Genomic DNA, 15,809 nt, shown 5'->3' with positions numbered 1-15,809 from the left:
CCACCTGCCGGCTGAACAGACTTGCTCATGACATGAAGGAGAACACCATGGCACTCGATCCTGCGGTCAAGAATTTGATAGACACTTTGAACGAGCAGGGACTGAAGTCGTTCGAGCAGATGAGCATTGCTGAAGTCCGTGAGGTCGTCGAGTCCTTCAGCGGCCTCCAGGCACCGAAGGCGGACGTCGCTCGTGTCGTCGACACGGTCTACCCCGGCCCCGGTGGCGACCAGGCAGTGCGTCTCTACATCCCGGAGTCCGAAACACCTCTGCCGATCGTGGTGTACATCCACGGCGGTGGCTGGGTCGCCGGCAGCCTCGACGTCACCGAGCAGCCATGTCGCGCGCTCGCCGCCGATGCGAAAGTCGTCGTGGCTGCACTGAGTTACCGGCTGGCTCCCGAGCACAAGTTTCCTGCCGCACCCGAAGATGCGTTCGCCGGACTGAACTGGGTCGTCGAGCACGCAGCCGACTTCGGTGGCGACGGCACGCGCGTAGCCGTCATGGGTGACAGCGCCGGAGGCAACCTGGCCGCGGTCACAGCCCTCCGGGCACGCGACACCGGCGCCCCGGCACTGCGCGCTCAGGTATTGATCTATCCGGTCATCGACGGCACGGCACGATTCCCGTCGCGCGAGGAGAACGCCGAGGGGTACTTGGTCACCACGGCAGCCATCGACTGGTTCTGGGAGCAGTACCTGGCCACCCCGGAAGACGCCGAGAATCCGTACGCCTCCCCGGCCAAGGCCGCGGATCTGTCGGGGCTTCCCTCCACTCTGCTGTTGCTCAACGAATACGAGGTCACTCGGGACGAGGGCGTGGACTACGGCCGGAGGTTGGCCGACCAGGGCGTCCCCGTGCAGGTCGAACTGTATGAAGGCCTTGTCCATGCCGTGTACTGGATGACCGGTGCCATTCCGCGCAGCGCTGAACTGCACGGTGCCGTCGTCGAATTCCTCGGCAAGCAGTTCGCCGGCTGACCACGGTGCCCCGGGTCGGCTGCATTACGGCCGTACGCTGCGATCGGACCAACTCCGGGCACCTTGCTCCAAGAGCGCGACCAGCCTGTCGCGCTCCTTCGTGATCACGGTGTGTGGTGCGATGACACCGACGGCGGCGACGGTCTTGCCGTTCTCACGAACCGCGACCGAGACACCGTCGCCGTCGGTCGACTCGTTGGGGGAGGCGCAGATTCCGGTCTGTTCGATCTCCGGTAGGGCAGCGAAGAATCGCTCGACAGTGTCGCGATCCTCGTCGGGCAGAGTCTGGATGTACGCCCAGAGGTCACGCTTCTCCATCCCGGCAAGCAGTATCCAGCCGCCGGAGGTACGGATGAGCGATCGCCTCACGTAGTTCTCGGCGAGGTACGCGAACCGTGGGTCGGAAGAGCAGTAGTCGACGTAGAAGATGTTCGGACCGACGGCGATCGACAGCACGGTCGTCAAGCCGGAACTCGCGTGGACGTCTTCGAGGTCGGCGTGCGTGACCGTCGAGACGGGCTGCCGCCCAGCGAGGCGGTTGAGTAGATACGGGGCACTGCCGAGCGAGTACCGTCGCTCGTGCTCCTCGAGATAACCCGTCGCAACGAGGCCGTTGACGAGACCTTGCGTCGAACTAATCGGCGCGTCGAGCTCTTTGGCCATCCCACTCAAGGTGAGTCCGGTGCGGGATCGGGCTACGAGCTCGAGAATCGCAGCAATGCGGTCCACGGTTCGATGGCGACTGCGGCCTCGAACATTGAGGGCGTCCTCTGGTTGCATCACGGCACATTCTCCCTACGGGCACTGCTCCATCCGAGCGGTCACCACCACTCTATCTTACTTATATCTGTAATCGACTCTTTTATTGCGGAAAACTGCTTCGGCTGACATTGTCCTTGAAGTGCTTCCTGTCACAGCGAAAGAGTCGTTATGCCCCATACGTCATCGCCGACAAGGTCGTCGGGCTCTACATCGTCATCGCCGGCCGCGCCGATCTGGTGAACAACCCCGCTACGCCTCGGTGAACGACCGCCACACCCACATGGGCGAACTTCTCTCGGCGATCCGTGAGGCCGTCCCGAGCCGGACCACGCGGGAATGGTTGGAGTTGTGTCAGACACAGGGAATTCCCGCGTCCGACCTACTCGATCTCGCCCACGCACACGAGAACGCCTACGTCCTGGACCAGGGATTGATCACCAAGCGTGAACACCCCACCGAAGGCGAGTATTACGCCACCCGCACTCCGTTCGCGATGTCGCGCACACCGATTTCGTTCAGCCGACACGCTCCCTTGCTCGGTGAGGACACCTTCACGATCCTCGAAGATCTCGGTTACTCCGCCGACCGCGTCCATGCGCTGGCCGATGCATCCGTCGTGACGGCGACCTCGCCTCAGGCCACCTCCTCCTGAATGAAAGAAACATCATGACCAACCTCAGACTGGTGCCCCCGGTCTCCAGTGACCCACACGCCATGGACGACTTGCGGACCGAAGTCCGTGAGTTTCTTGCCGAGCAACTCAGTGAAGGCAAGATCGGCCGACAGGTCGACTCCTGGTTGACCGGCTGGGACGAAGACTTCACACGTGCATTGGCCGCCCGCGGATGGCTCGGCATGACCGTGCCGGCCGAGTACGGCGGCCACGGCCGCCGCCACCTCGAACGGTTCGTCGTCACCGAAGAGTTGCTCGCCGCTGGCGCCCCCGTCGCCGCCCATTGGATCGCCGACCGGCAGATCGTCCCGTCGCTGCTGAAGTACGGCACCGAGGTCCAGAAGCACAAGTTCTTGCCGGCGATCACGCGCGGAGAATGCTATTTCGGTATCGGTATGAGCGAGCCGGATTCCGGGTCCGACTTGGCAAGTGTGCGCACAAAGGCCACCCGAGTGGACGGAGGGTGGTCCATCACCGGAGTGAAGGTCTGGACCTCCGGTGCTCATCGCGCTGACGCGTTCATCTGCCTTGCCCGCACCGCCCAACTCGATCCGGCACATCGACACGATGGCCTCAGCCAGTTCATCGTCGATCTGCACGCCCCCGGAGTCGACATCCGGCCGATCGTGTCGATGAACGGGCAGCACCACTTCAACGAGGTCCTCCTCGACGAGGTCCTCGTCGAGGACGAGATGGTCTTCGGCACCATCGACAACGGGTGGCAGCAGGTCACCTCGGAACTCAGCTTCGAACGCAGCGGCCCGGAGCGATTCCTGTCGACGTTCGTCCTGCTCGCGAAGACCGCCGAACAGATGAAGCAGGGAACCTTGCCGCGGCATTCGAATCTGGGCCGGTATTTCGGACGGATCGCCGGTCTGCACCAGATGTCGACCGCAGTGGCGGGCGCACTCGAGCGCCACGAGCCCGCCGACACCGCCGCAGCCGTGGTCAAGGTCCTCGGGACGTCCACCGAAGGCGACATAGCCGACTTCGCCGACCTCCTCACCGATGAATCTTCGCCTCCTCGGTACACCTCGATGCTCGAGGACGCCATCGTCCAACGCCCGGGATTTACACTCCGTGGCGGCACCAACGAAGTTCTGCGCGGCGTGATCGCGCGGGGATTGGGGATGCGCTGATGCACGCACCAACCACGGTCGACGCGGACCTCACCGACATGATGTCCGCGGTCTTTTCCGATCACCGGGAACGGAACGGGCCCGAGGACGGTATCGCCACGTGCGATCCCTCCCTGTGGGCACAACTCGACGAACTGGGTCTTGTCCGGCTGACCGGCCGCGAAGAGACCGGCGGCAGCGGCGCAGGCTGGTACGAGGCCGCGGAACTCTTGCGCGCCGCGGCATCGCACGGGGTCCGGATTCCTCTCGCCGAACACGACCTGCTCGCCGGTTGGCTCCTCGAAGAAGCCGGCCTACCGATGGACAAAGCGCGCCTCACCGCATGCGTACTAGACGAGAAAGGCGTCGCCCGCGGCGTGCCGTGGGCATCCCAGGCAGACAAGATCGTCACGGTCTGGCGGAAGAACGACACGTACGTCGTCGCCGACCTCGAGTCAACCTTCTTCGACATCACCTCCGGGTCCAACCTCGCCGACGAACCCCGCGACGTCGTTTCCGCCGACACGATCGCATTGTCGGGCACCCCAGTGTCGGACGCGGCGATCCGACAACTCTTTCTGCGGGGCGCCCTCATCCGAGCGCTGCAGGTGTGTGCCGCCCTCGACCGCATCCTCGATCTCTCCGTCGCCCACACCACCGAGCGAGTGCAATTCGGACGCCCACTGGCCAGATTTCAAGCCGTTCAGAACCTGGTGGCTGACATGGCAGCGGAAGCTTCCCTCGCCCGAACAGCGACCGAAGCAGCACTGACGGAAGCGGTCCGCACGCAGTGGTCGAGTGAGAACCTCGAACTCCTCATTGCCGTCGCCCGGTCATGTGCTGGACACGCGGCATCGGTCGTCGTCCGTAACGCCCACCAGGTGCACGGTGCGATCGGCACCACCCGCGAGCACAGGCTGCACGAATTCACCCAACCCGCCCTGGCGTGGCGCTCGGAATTCGGATCCGTCCACTACTGGGACGACACCTTGACTACCGCCGCTCTCGAAGCAGGTTGCGAGAATATCTGGGGCCTCATCACCCGCTGAAGTGCCCAGGCGCCACCAGAAGGGGCACCAGTTTCGCGAGCAGACCTGAAAGAAGAACTCCGTGGAAGCATCCAATTCGCATCCACGGAGTTCTTCGGTTTCTCGGGCACGTCACTCGCCGGTGAAGGCGGCAGTTCTCTTCTCCATGAAGGCGTTGACTGCCTCCGTGTGATCGGTCGTCTGCTGAACCAGCGCCTGCATGGCAGCGGATAATTCGAGGAGACTGTCGAGGCTTTGGTGCTGTCCCTCGCGGAGGAGCCTCTTGGCCATCCGTACCGAGTGTGGCGGATTGGCGGCCACCCGGCCGGCGAGCGCGCGAGCTTCGTCGAGCAGCTTGTCCGGCGCAACGACACTGGAGACCAATCCCCACTCGAGTGCCTTGACCGCGTCGACGCGGTCGCCCGTCAAGATCATCTCTGCCGCCCGCGCCATCCCGACGGCCTTGGGCAGCAGCCACGCGCCACCGTCACCCGGAATGATTCCCAGCTTGACGAAGCTCTCTGCAAAGAAGGCCTTACTGCTGGCAATGCGAAGGTCGCACATGAGGGCGAGGTCGCATCCGGCACCGATTGCAGGACCGTTCACTGCTGCGATGAGAGGTACGTCGCAGTTGTACATGATCCGCGGAATCCGTTGTATCCCAGCTCTGTAGCCATCCCGCTGTTCGTGAGGCTTCCCCCCGAACAATCCGCGACGATTCGCCATGTCCTTGACGTTGCCGCCGGCGGAAAACGTTGAACCGGCACCGGTGACGATGACAGCTCGCACACCGTAGTCGGCATTGACGGCCTCGACGCAGGCGACCAATGCGTCGACCACTTCCATCCCGGAAATAGGATTGCTCTGCGCGGGCCGATTAATCGTCCATGTCTCGATGAACCCGTCGCGTTGGACGAGGACTGGACTATCCATGGGTGTATTTCCCCTAACTTCACTGCGGATCGATCGTTCGACTGGTACCCGACCGGCACGCGAACGAACTCGTCGGCGGCGGTACAGACCCGTGTAGACCGCCGCCGACGAACACCTTCACCTCTTGCCGCCGAGAACCTTCGCGTTCATACGCATACAGCGCAGGCGGAGTTCAGGCAAGGCCCAACTTGGGTCGCAGCCACTGGGCAATCCGGCTCAACGCTTGATCCGCCTCGGGCGCCCGCCCCGCGTTGAAGTGAAATACATGCTGTTGCTCATCGACCACGTCGAGCACGACCTCGCCACTCATCTTCTCGATCAATTCGGCCAACCGACGTGAGTCGTCCAGCAGCGTCTCATAGCCTCCGACCGATACGTACACCGGAGGGAAATCGGTGTAGTCGTTGAGCAGTGGGTTCGCCCGCGGGTCCGTTGCATCTGCGGGTTCTGAGAGAAACATCTCCCGCATCATTTCCAGAACCGCCCGCTTGGCCAATACGTCGACCGCGTCGTTCGATTCGACCGTCAACCCCTTGATCTCCATATCCAGCCACGGCGAAAGCGTGACGACGGCAGCAGGAGTGGGAAGTTCCGAGCTCGCGAGTTCGAACGCTGTCGAGATCGCGAGGTTGGCACCCGCCGAGTCGCCGACAGTCGCCGTGTACTCCGCCTTGTAACCTTGCGTGCGGAGCCACTTGTGGACGGCCATGCAGTCTTCGAGTTGGGCCGGGTGCTTGTGCTCCGGCGCGAGCCGATAGTCCACGATCAGGGCGTGAACACCCGCCAGTTTGGCGAGGTGTGCCGCGAGCTTGCGGTGTGAGAACCGTGAACCTGTCACGAACCCGCCACCGTGGGTGAAGACGATCACGCGGTCCTCGGCGGCCCCCAAAGGCTTCGCCCACGTTGCCGGCACACCGTTGGCTGTCACTTCCTCATAGGTGACGTCGATGGGTTCGATGGTCGGAAGATGCCACTCTTCGAACATATCTCGCTGACTGGCGAGGTCCATTCCTTCGGACCGGGTAAGCCACGAAGCGTACAGGTCGTTGAGGAACAGGGATTCTTTACTCACGGACACGTGTTGCTCACTTTCATCACTACTCGAGGGAGGCAAATTGACTGCTCAGGAAAGCGTGAAGCCCTTGTATCCCGCACACACGATCTCGTCCCACTTGGCCAGGTAGAGGGGAAGACCACCGGGGTAGTTCAGCAACTGCCGCGGCTTACCCGGGACGTTGGCACCCATGTACCAGGAGTCGGCTTTGTCGTAGAGCGCCTCGGTCGTCAGCTCGGCGACGTGATCGGACCAGGCAGCATCCGCGTCCGCCTCGGACTCGATACGGTTCAAAACGTTGTCCCGCATGTAGTCGATGGTGTCGACGATGAGGTCACCTTGGATCTCGGCGCAGCTTGGCCCGTTGCAGAAGCCCGACGGGCTCAGTGGTCCGTAGAGGAACAGCAGGTTGGGGAATCCTGCCGTTGCGACCCCGAGGTTTGCCCGCACACCGTTCGACCACTTTTCCCGGAGCAACGTACCGTCGGTGCCGCGAATGTCCATGGCGGTCAGGCCACCGGTGACGGCATCGAAGCCCGTTGCATAGACGATGATGTCGAACTCGTGCTCTTCCGATGTGGTCTTCAGTCCGGTGGGCGTGATCGTCTCGATCGGGTCCTCGTGCAGATCGACGAGACGCACGTTGTCCTGGTTGAAGATGTCGTAGTACGTCTGCTCCAGCGAGGGGCGCTTCACGCCGAAGGGGTAGGCCTTCGTCATCGGCGCCAGCTTCTCGGCGATGACCGGGTCCTTGATCCGGGCACGCGTCCGGTCACGCCAGAACTCGTAGGCCGTGTCGTTTGCGTCATCGTCGACGAAGACGTCTTGGTACGTTCCGAGCCAGAACTCGAAACCGTACTCCCACAGTCGCTCATAAGTGGTGGATCGCTCCTCGTCGCTCACCTCGAGGGCTGACTTGGGTATGAAGTCGAAGTCGAAGCCGGAGAATGACGCCGCACGACGACTGAATCTGTCCGCCAGATCGGACTTGATCTTCGCGTTGTCCTCGTCGGTGAGCTGGCGCTGTCGCATCGGGAGCGCCTGAACGGGGGTGCGCTGGAAGATGGTCAGCTGTGCGGCTTCCTTCGACGCCTCCTGAGCGACCTGCACACCGCTGGCGCCGGTACCGATGATGGCGATTCGCTTTCCTGCGAAATCGATTCCGCCTTCAGGCCACAGACCGGTGTGGTGGTTGATCCCTGCGAAGCTGTCCATTCCCGGGAGCTTCGGGAAGATCGGCTTTGCCGCGAATCCGGTGCACAGAACGAAGTACTTGCAGACGAAAGTGCTTCCGTTCTCCGCGGTCACAGTCCAGGTGTTCGCCGTATCGTCGAACTCGGCGGAAGCGACCCGAGTGTTGTAGTAGATGTCCTTGCTCAGATCGAGCTTCGCGTCGACGTACTTGAAGTAGCGGCGCAGTTCGTCACCTCCGGGGTAGAGCTCGGAGAACGCGAATTCATCCCATAGGTCGGGGCGCGTGAACTGGTAGATGGGACCTTCGCTGTCCACTCGGGCACCCGGGTAGCGGTTCCAGTGCCAGATTCCGCCCAGACCCTCACCCGCCTCGACTACTTTCACCGAATAGCCTCGACTCCGCAGATTTTCGAGCTGGTACAGCCCGGCGAATCCGGCTCCTACAACGAGAACGTCGAGTACTTCGGTCACGGCTGGAGCGGCAGTGCTCATGTTGGTCTCCTCTTGATGCCGAGGGCTACTTGGGGGTTTGTCGATTGCGCTCTGTGTCGCAGACTGTGAGCCGCTGAATGCGAAAACTCGTCCGGTGCAGCTTCTAGGTCCAGCGGACATACGCAGTCTTGGTGGTTGTGAAGAAAGTACGTGCGGCCTTGCCCTGTTCTCTGCTCATGCTGCTCGAGCCTTTGAGGCCACCGAACGGCACATGTGGCTCGACACTGCTCGTCTCGCGATTGACGTGCACCAACCCCGATTGTGAGCGCCGGATGAAGGTCATCGCCGTCGCGATGTCTCTGGTGAACACTCCAGAGGACAGGCCGTAGTCCGTGTCGTTTGCGGCCTTCAGCGCACCGTCGAATCCATCGACCTCCTGCACGGTCACGACTGGCCCGAAGATCTCGTCCCTGACGAGCCTGCTCGCCTCCGACACTCCGGCCAGGACTGTTGGTGCGATATAGCAAGTGTCGGAATCGAACTCCCTTCCCGTAAGGAATTCGGCGTTCTCGTCACGAGCGAGTCGCAGGTATCCGGCCACCGTGTCACGTTGCTCCACCGAGGCAAGGGGCCCGATGTCGGTGGCTTCGTTGTACGGATCACCGACGACGAGCGCGTCAGCGTGCTTCACCAGCAGTTCTCGTAGTCTGGGAGCGACGGTGCGGTCGACGTAGACCCGGCTCGTCGCTGTGCAGCGTTGTCCGGTGTGGAGCATCGCGCTCTTCACGATCTGTAGCGCTGCATCCTCGACATCGGCGTCGGCGAGAACAATGGACGGGTTCTTGCCGCCCAGCTCGAGCTGGACCTTGACGTTGCGATCGGCGACGGCCTGACGTAGTCGCGACCCGACTGCACCCGAACCGGTGAATGTCAAGGCTGCGAGTCGCGCGTTCCCGGTGAGTGCCGCCGAAAGCGTTCTACCGCTGCCTGTCACCAGATTGAGGACACCCGCGGGCAACCCGGCTTCTGCGAGGATCCGCGTCAGGAACACTGCGGATCCGCAGGCCGGTTCGGCGGGCTTCCATACAACTGCGTTCCCGAAACCTATTGCCGCCGCGATTTTCCATGCCGGAAGCGCGAAGGGGAAGTTCCACGGTGTGATTGCACAAACGACGCCGAGCGGCTCCTCCACCGTCATCAGCATCGTGTGTGAATCAGCACTGGGGTATGTCTCTCCACTGGGCTGCAGGATCTCACCGGCGTAGTAGCGGAGAATGGCGACACTTCGCAGGACCTCGGCGCGTGCGTCGCGGATCGCCTTCCCCATGTCTGCGGTGATCGTCAGCGCAGCTTCGTGAACGCGGCTTTCCAAAAGGTCAGCGGCAGAACGAAGAAAGTCCGACCGCTGAATCGCTGTCGTCTCGGACCACGCTGGTTGAGCACCGGCGGCGGCCGCATACGCACTCTCGACATTGCCGGGAGTCGCCGAAGCGTAGATTCCCGTCACGCGGCGGAGATCGGAGGGATCTACCCGCTCGAAAGTGTCGGTGGCAGCACTCCATCGACCTGCGATATACAACGTTCTCCCGTCGGCGATCGACGACGACAATACTGGGTGGTCCACGTTTATGGACATCTTTGTTCCCCGATCTGTGTAGGCGCAGAATTGGTTTGGAAGTTCACCACCCGGCGCGGAGTTGATTTGCCTGATCAGTCGTCCGCGCTGTGCGGCAGGCGTGCCAGTACGAAAAACTTTCTCGGCAGTTCTGTAGTCGAGAGGAATTGGGAAAATTCGCTCTCTGGTCCTCAAAAGTCCTGCACTCAGCGCGTTTTGAAGACTCGCAGGCATCGGACTCGCTGCTGCCTGACGCTTTCGGCCGGCACCCCGGACTGACATCGCCCACCCAGCCACTCGACCTTCACGACATCCGCTCCCTGTTCGCAAATCTACTGCGGCGTAGGGAATCGAATCGCTGCGATGGCGATGGCCAGCGGGCCGTCCGACGCCCCGGCCACCTTGCAACCCGCTTCAGAAACGACTACCCAAAGTGACCTGGAACACCTCGCAGGGCAAGCATGACACCCAAACCCTGAAAACACAATAGGGGAATTGTTTACTTATATAAGAACTTTCGGGCTTGTGCCGAGCGGGAAAATGCATGACAAAACCTAGCGGGATCGAGGTGGTGGGCGGCATACTCGCGCTCCCCTTACAACCTCGCGTAACATATTCTTGGGGACGCGCGCGCCATTCTGCCTTGACCGCAAAGACTTCGAAACCTGGACTTCGCAAGCAGGCATGCCCGTCACCGCAGTTCCGACGTCGTTTGCCAAGCGGGAAGGGTGCGGGTTGGCAGCGGTCACCTTCGCTGGAGCTACAGCACAAGTCGGGAGCGTAGGTTGAGCCACAGCATTGTTCGCCGCACAGACCCACGGCGAACTGTGCTGTGGCAGAGAGATTAACCGTCATAGATATAGAGGTAACTTTACAGCCGCGGCTTGAAACTCACTGTTCGCGGTTGAACGCAATCGTGCTTGTGTGGACCACATATCGCAGATTCAGGCCCTGGATCGGACCCCACCGACGCTGTCGATGCGGATCGGCTCGGGCGGGAAGCACACTCACGACTACGCCCGACACCGCACCTTCACCCTGTTCTCCGCCCCGGACATCACCACCGGCACGGTCACCGAGCTGCGCAGCCCGCGACATCACCGTCAGGTTTCCTCGTCTTCCTCAAACACATCGCCGGCGCCCGGCCGGAGCGAGAGCTGCATCTGGTGACGGACAACTACGCCACCCACGAGAAGTCCGAACTCCGGGCGTGGCCGGCCGAAAATCCCCGTATTCGTGGCATCTCACCCCCCGCCACCTACGAGAAGTCCGAACTCCGGGCGTGGCCGGCCGAAAATCCCCGTATTCGTGGCATCTCACCCCCGCCCTGGCCTCATGGATGAGGCTTGTGGAGGTGTTGGTTCGGAATAAGAACGGCAGGCCATCCACCGCGGACTTTGCGGCTCCGTCGCGGAGCTGAACACCAAGATCCGGGCCTTCGTCAACGGATGGAACACCCGCTGTGCGCCGCGTCTAGACCAACACCGCCAACCAAGTACTTACCGAAGGAAAACCGTGAAGATACCTCGACAACGAGCCACCAGGGACTGAGCGGGCCGCATTGTCGTTAGATGCCGACGAGAGGGCCTATGACTGGATTCCATTGGTAAATGCGCTGCTCTACGACGACACCCTGCTTGACGTAAGGATCCTCCGCAAGCAAGGAACGCAAAGCGTCTTCGCTGGCCGCTTGGAATACCAGTAGGGCTCCGGCGCCGTCGGCCCAGGCGCCGGCCTCCTGCAGGATGCCTCGGGCAGCGGCATCCTTGACGAAAATCAGGTGTTCGGCATGCGCAGCCTCTTTGACAGAGGCATCGGTGGTATACGACCAGATCACAGCGAACAAAGCCATGGTCACTCCTCGAGCGGGGGAAAGAAACGGTTCCGAACATGCACACGGTTTGCGCACCTGGGAAGGTTAGAAGTACGGATGAGGTGACTCGTGTCCTATTTCGCAACACTGGATCCGACCAGCGTGTCGTAAACCAATGAAGGCGGCCATCGCATGACTCTTCGAGAGACCTGCCGAAGTCACCCAGCCCACGGAGATAGCTGGCCGGGACGCCGTAAGACCAGTCCCCATTCCCCCCGCCCAGCGGCGGACGGGTCAGCGTGAGGCAGGCGCGCAGGTCATCGAGGACCTCGCCGGACGGATGGATGGCAGTGGGCTCCAAAGGGGAAGGCATGTGGGGTAGTCACGGTGTGGTTCCCTACGAAGTGAGGCAAGGTGCCGTCAGCCCTGTTGGCTGCGACTCGACCACCTTGGCACCGGCCGGCGGTGAGCAGACTGTGTCGCTCGGTAGTAGGGGAATACGGCCCAGCTGTGAGCAAGCCAGTTCCCCGGCAGACCTGGGATCTCGACACAAGACAACTCCCGCAGCCGGACCCCACAAGATTTTGTCAGCACGTCTTGAAAGATCACGAATCCCATCTGCGCGGCGACCGGACCGATCGCATTCCGGCTCCAGCAATCTGAGCTTCCCGGATACTTTGCGGCGCCTCTCCTTATGGAAACGTTTATGTTACGCGCAGTATGATGCGTAACTTCGAGAGAAACGGCATTTGGATCTTGTGCATAGGTGACGATTCAAATTTTTCGGCAGAGCGCCGGACTATCTTGTATCGTTTCTATGCAGGTCGCATTCTGCCGACCCTGAGAAGCCTGAGGAGAACCGACAGTGGCTGCGCCTGTGCGATTGATCATCGATACAGATCCAGGAATCGACGATGCGCTGGCGCTGGCGCTGGCGGTGACGAGCCCAGAGGTCGATCTGCTTGCCGTCACCACGGTCGCGGGAAACGCTCCGGTCGAGGAAGCGACCGACAACGCGCTGCGGCTGCTGCGCGCACTCGGGAGGGAAGACGTTCCGGTCGCGGCAGGCGCAACACGCGCGCTCGTCCGCATCGGGATGCACAACCAGCCGTCACCGCACGGCGAGAACGGGCTGGGCGGCGTCGAACTTCCTGCGCCGACCCGATCGTTGTCCGAGGAACACGCCGTCGGACTCCTCGCGTCGGTGCTCCGTGAGGCCGCATCGCGGTCCGTGACGATCGCGGCGATCGGTCCGTTGACCAACATCGCCCTGCTCGTCGCCATGCACCCCGAGTTGATCGACCGGATCGACAAGCTGGTGATCATGGGAGGGAGCACCGGCCGGGGCAATATCACGCCGGTTGCGGAATTCAACATCTGGTCCGACCCCGAGGCAGCGCAACGTGTCTTCGCGTGTTCGCACCTCGAAACCTGGCTGCTGGGACTCGATGTCACGCGACGTTCGACCCTGGACGAGACAGCCCTCGCAATACTCGAGGCGCGGTCACATACCGGGTCACTCCTCGCAACGATGATCCGAGGCTACGGCGACATTCAGGCGGACGGCTGGCCCATGCACGACGCCTTGGTGATCGCAACGATCGTCGACCCTGCGATCGTTCGATTGCAGACCGCGACAGTCGAAGTCGAGACCGGTGTCGGTGTCGGTCGCGGACAGACGGTGTGCACGCTGTCGGGCTCTCTCACCACGGCCGTAGGGAGTGCCACGCCGGGTACACGTCTGGCGGTCGATCTGGATGTCGACCGATTCCGTGCCCTCGTGCTCGCCCGCGTCGCCGGTCTCGCTGTGGCACCGGCCTGAAGAGGCCGAGCGACGGCGCGTTACGGACACTGCAAAGGGCCGCCGGTGGGCAGACGTTCGTGCGAGCTCACAATTCTACGAGCGCCCCCGCCACATCTGCGGGCGGACGGACATGCCAGGTCGGGTGGGGTAGCCGATCGCCACCGCGCCGAGCGGCTTCCAGTTCGACGGCAGACCCAATTCCGTGCGAACGATCTCCGGCGCAAAGATGGTGGATCCGATCCAACAACTGCCCACTCCCCTTGCGGCGAGAGAAACCAGGAGTCCTTGCACCGCCGCGCCGACGGCCACGGTGAACATCGTCGACTCAGCGCACCGGCGGTGGGCGTCCGGGTAGTCGTGGGCACCGTCCGGTACACAGAACGGGACGATGACTTCCGGAGCGTCGAACAAAATGCTGCCACGGGCGATTCGCCGCTCCACCCGCTCCGGGGACAAGCCGTCGGCGGTCAGATCGATCCGCCACTGCTCGCGCATCGCGGCGAGGAGTCTCGCGCGCACCTCATGCGACCGCAGCCATACAAATCGCACGGGATGTGTGTGGTGCGGGGCTGGTGCCGTCAGGGATTCGGCGACCGCCTGCGTGATCAGCTCTGGGTGAACCGGCCTGCCGCTGAACGCGCGAACCGAATGCCGCAGCAACTGAGCCTCACGGCGGCCCTGTGCCAGCGCCTCAGCGGTGCCGAGCCAGAACAAGTCCTCGTGGCCGGAACGCAGCAGATCGGTTGCACCTGACCCGTCGTCGGATGATTTCAGTCCCCGAATAACAGCGACGGGGATTCCCGCCACCTTGCCTTTCACCAGATCGGCGGTGGCCGCGAGTTCGTCGGCCACTGCCACCTCGGTTACCTCCAGCACGTTGCCCTGCGCGTCCCTGGTGCCGGCGTAGCCGTGGAGAACCGCGATGCCCGCGCTGCCGATCGCCGCGTCGGTTTGTCCCCGTCGCCACGCGCGGCCCATCGTGTCCGTGATGATCACCGCCACGCTGACACCGAGCAGATGCTGCAACCCTGACCGAATCGACTGCGCGCTCTCATCGGGGTTGTCGGGTAGTAGTGCCAATTCGTGCGAGAAGACTTTGGAGCCATCGATTCCCGAAGCGGCCTGCACGATCCCCAGACGGTTCTCGGTGATGACGGTGGACCCCTTGGGGGCAACGATACGAACGGCTTCCTGCTCGACCAGAAGCGCCCGGAACGCCTCACGATCCTCAGCTCCTGTCGGCGCATCGACGATTCATCCCTCTGCCTTGGACACGATCTTGCTCGTAATCACGACGATGTCGTCGTCAACCAAGGCGCCTGGTGAGCGATCTGCTCGGTAACGTCGTCTCCCGGCCGGAACTCCGGCAGACCTGTCACTGGAAATACCTGGAGTCCACTGACGGAGCCGTGGTCGGGGGCGTCCAAGGCGCCCGAAGTCTGAGGGGCCGACTTCATCGGTTCTGCAATCGCGGAGTTCGGATATTCTCATCCTCTTCTACAAGTCGCGACTTCGCCTGTCGCAATAGTTTTACCCGCTGGCTCTCCGCGAGCTCAGGAGTCACGCTCGACGACAACAGTGCGGTCAATTACGTGAAGTACGGTCGCGGAGGCACGCCGAAGGTACTGAATATGTCATCTGAGGTTCCGCCACCGAAGGGCTGCCAGCGGCGAGCAAAGTCGATCATTGCAGCCTCGTGTTTGTCCCAGAACGCGAACTCGGACGCCGACCCCAGAGCAGCCATGCGGGCGCCGAATCCCAACCCCCGGACCGTGCGCAGGTCGGAGGCGGTGTCCACGTCTGACCTCAGCGAAGGCCATTCACCCTCGAGAGCTATGGCTCCCGACGCCTGGTGGGCGAGCGCCGAACCGATTCCGAAGGCTGGGAACAGTCCTTCGCCCGCCGCCGAGAGCAGCAACGTTGTGCCCTTTCCATCCCGGTCGGCGCAGAACGCACGCCTGCCATCGGTAGCCGAGATGAATGCGGACAATTCGCGATGCCGAAGCGCCGGAAGATCCGCGGGCAACGCCCCTACCACTCGGCCCGGGCGTTCCCGCTCCAACCGGGCCGCGCCGTGGTTCAATGCCGCGTTCAGTCCGCCGGCTGGCTCGTTTCCCAGTACGCGTGCACCGAGCCGTTCGACGCTGCGAGCCACGACCGGGTCCGGCGTGACGACGAGCACAGAGTCGACCGCTTGTGCCCGCAGCGCAGCGCAAACCGTGTCGAGCACGATCGCCAGGACCAGCCTCTTGTGCGCGTTCATCTTTCCGGTACCGCCGTCAGCCGCGCCGCGGAGTCGTGTTTTCGCCTCGTTGAGTGACTTGACCGGAATTATCAGGTCGATGCGATGCGGATTCGTCATTACAAGACTCGGATTCTCGAGTGGGTCTTTTCACATCGTCA

Annotated in this window: 13 protein-coding genes and 1 pseudogene; 6 read left to right on the top strand and 8 right to left on the bottom strand. The window is 62.5% G+C overall.

All coding sequences use genetic code 11. From position 1 onward, the window contains the following. The first annotated feature begins 47 nt into the window (after positions 1 to 47). A complete protein-coding gene (locus tag GO592_RS34230) occupies positions 48 to 980 on the top strand; it encodes an alpha/beta hydrolase (RefSeq protein WP_007297063.1) in 933 nt (310 codons plus the stop codon). Between the two features lie 24 nt (positions 981 to 1,004). Here GO592_RS34230 and GO592_RS34225 read toward each other — a convergent pair whose 3' ends face one another. Continuing rightward, positions 1,005 to 1,760, bottom strand: coding sequence for an IclR family transcriptional regulator (locus GO592_RS34225; protein ID WP_037203513.1), 756 nt, complete (start codon positions 1,758 to 1,760; stop codon positions 1,005 to 1,007). A gap of 241 nt (positions 1,761 to 2,001) precedes the next feature. On the opposite strand from GO592_RS34225, the gene GO592_RS34220 reads away from it, so the two are divergent. Genes GO592_RS34220 through GO592_RS34210 form a run of 3 tightly spaced genes read left to right on the top strand, consistent with a single transcriptional unit; the run spans position 2,002 to position 4,582 of the window. Continuing rightward, positions 2,002 to 2,394, top strand: a complete 393-nt coding sequence (locus GO592_RS34220; protein WP_237720393.1) for a CoA transferase — start codon at positions 2,002 to 2,004, stop codon at positions 2,392 to 2,394. A 14-nt stretch (positions 2,395 to 2,408) separates the two neighbouring features. Further along, positions 2,409 to 3,554 (top strand): acyl-CoA dehydrogenase family protein, encoded by a 1,146-nt coding sequence (locus GO592_RS34215; protein WP_007297065.1) that lies wholly within the window; start codon positions 2,409 to 2,411, stop codon positions 3,552 to 3,554. Continuing rightward, positions 3,554 to 4,582: an acyl-CoA dehydrogenase family protein gene (locus GO592_RS34210; RefSeq protein ID WP_007297066.1), complete on the top strand. Its 1,029-nt coding sequence runs from the start codon at positions 3,554 to 3,556 to the stop codon at positions 4,580 to 4,582. The genes GO592_RS34215 and GO592_RS34210 overlap by 1 nt, the downstream gene beginning before the upstream one ends. A 111-nt stretch (positions 4,583 to 4,693) precedes the next feature. Here GO592_RS34210 and GO592_RS34205 read toward each other — a convergent pair whose 3' ends face one another. From GO592_RS34205 to GO592_RS34190, 4 genes are all read right to left on the bottom strand, one after another. Beyond that, entirely contained in the window at positions 4,694 to 5,494 is an 801-nt protein-coding gene (locus GO592_RS34205; RefSeq protein WP_011598505.1) for a crotonase/enoyl-CoA hydratase family protein, read from the bottom strand. A gap of 172 nt (positions 5,495 to 5,666) precedes the next feature. Continuing rightward, positions 5,667 to 6,566, bottom strand: a complete 900-nt coding sequence (locus GO592_RS34200; protein WP_237720394.1) for an alpha/beta hydrolase — start codon at positions 6,564 to 6,566, stop codon at positions 5,667 to 5,669. A gap of 51 nt (positions 6,567 to 6,617) precedes the next feature. Next, positions 6,618 to 8,234 (bottom strand): flavin-containing monooxygenase, encoded by a 1,617-nt coding sequence (locus GO592_RS34195; protein ID WP_007297069.1) that lies wholly within the window; start codon positions 8,232 to 8,234, stop codon positions 6,618 to 6,620. 103 nt (positions 8,235 to 8,337) lie between these two features. Continuing rightward, on the bottom strand, positions 8,338 to 9,810 hold the full coding sequence (locus GO592_RS34190) for an aldehyde dehydrogenase family protein (protein WP_039951096.1): 1,473 nt from the start codon (positions 9,808 to 9,810) through the stop codon (positions 8,338 to 8,340). Positions 9,811 to 10,713: 903 nt separating this feature from the next. Between GO592_RS34190 and GO592_RS34185 the strand changes: the two genes are divergently transcribed. Beyond that, positions 10,714 to 10,959 (top strand): hypothetical protein, encoded by a 246-nt coding sequence (locus GO592_RS34185; protein ID WP_007297071.1) that lies wholly within the window; start codon positions 10,714 to 10,716, stop codon positions 10,957 to 10,959. 397 nt (positions 10,960 to 11,356) lie between these two features. On the opposite strand, the gene GO592_RS34180 is transcribed toward GO592_RS34185, so the two are convergent. Then, positions 11,357 to 11,641 (bottom strand): YciI family protein, encoded by a 285-nt coding sequence (locus tag GO592_RS34180; protein ID WP_005256185.1) that lies wholly within the window; start codon positions 11,639 to 11,641, stop codon positions 11,357 to 11,359. An 826-nt stretch (positions 11,642 to 12,467) separates the two neighbouring features. Here GO592_RS34180 and GO592_RS34175 point away from each other — a divergent pair. After that, positions 12,468 to 13,424 (top strand): nucleoside hydrolase, encoded by a 957-nt coding sequence (locus GO592_RS34175; RefSeq protein ID WP_237737176.1) that lies wholly within the window; start codon positions 12,468 to 12,470, stop codon positions 13,422 to 13,424. Positions 13,425 to 13,491: 67 nt separating this feature from the next. Here the strand turns inward: GO592_RS34175 and GO592_RS34170 are convergent. Continuing rightward, positions 13,492 to 14,863, bottom strand: a pseudogene (locus GO592_RS34170) (coenzyme F420-0:L-glutamate ligase). Positions 14,864 to 14,994: 131 nt separating this feature from the next. After that, the gene (cofC, locus tag GO592_RS34165) at positions 14,995 to 15,768 is read right to left on the bottom strand and encodes a 2-phospho-L-lactate guanylyltransferase (protein ID WP_202715072.1); all 774 of its coding nucleotides are present in this window, start codon (positions 15,766 to 15,768) and stop codon (positions 14,995 to 14,997) included. Between the last annotated feature and the right edge of the window lie 41 nt (positions 15,769 to 15,809).

The sequence above is a fragment of the Rhodococcus sp. 21391 genome (genome assembly GCF_016772255.1).
Taxonomy (GTDB): domain Bacteria; phylum Actinomycetota; class Actinomycetes; order Mycobacteriales; family Mycobacteriaceae; genus Rhodococcus_F; species Rhodococcus_F opacus.
This window is presented reverse-complemented; position numbering and strand designations above follow the sequence as displayed.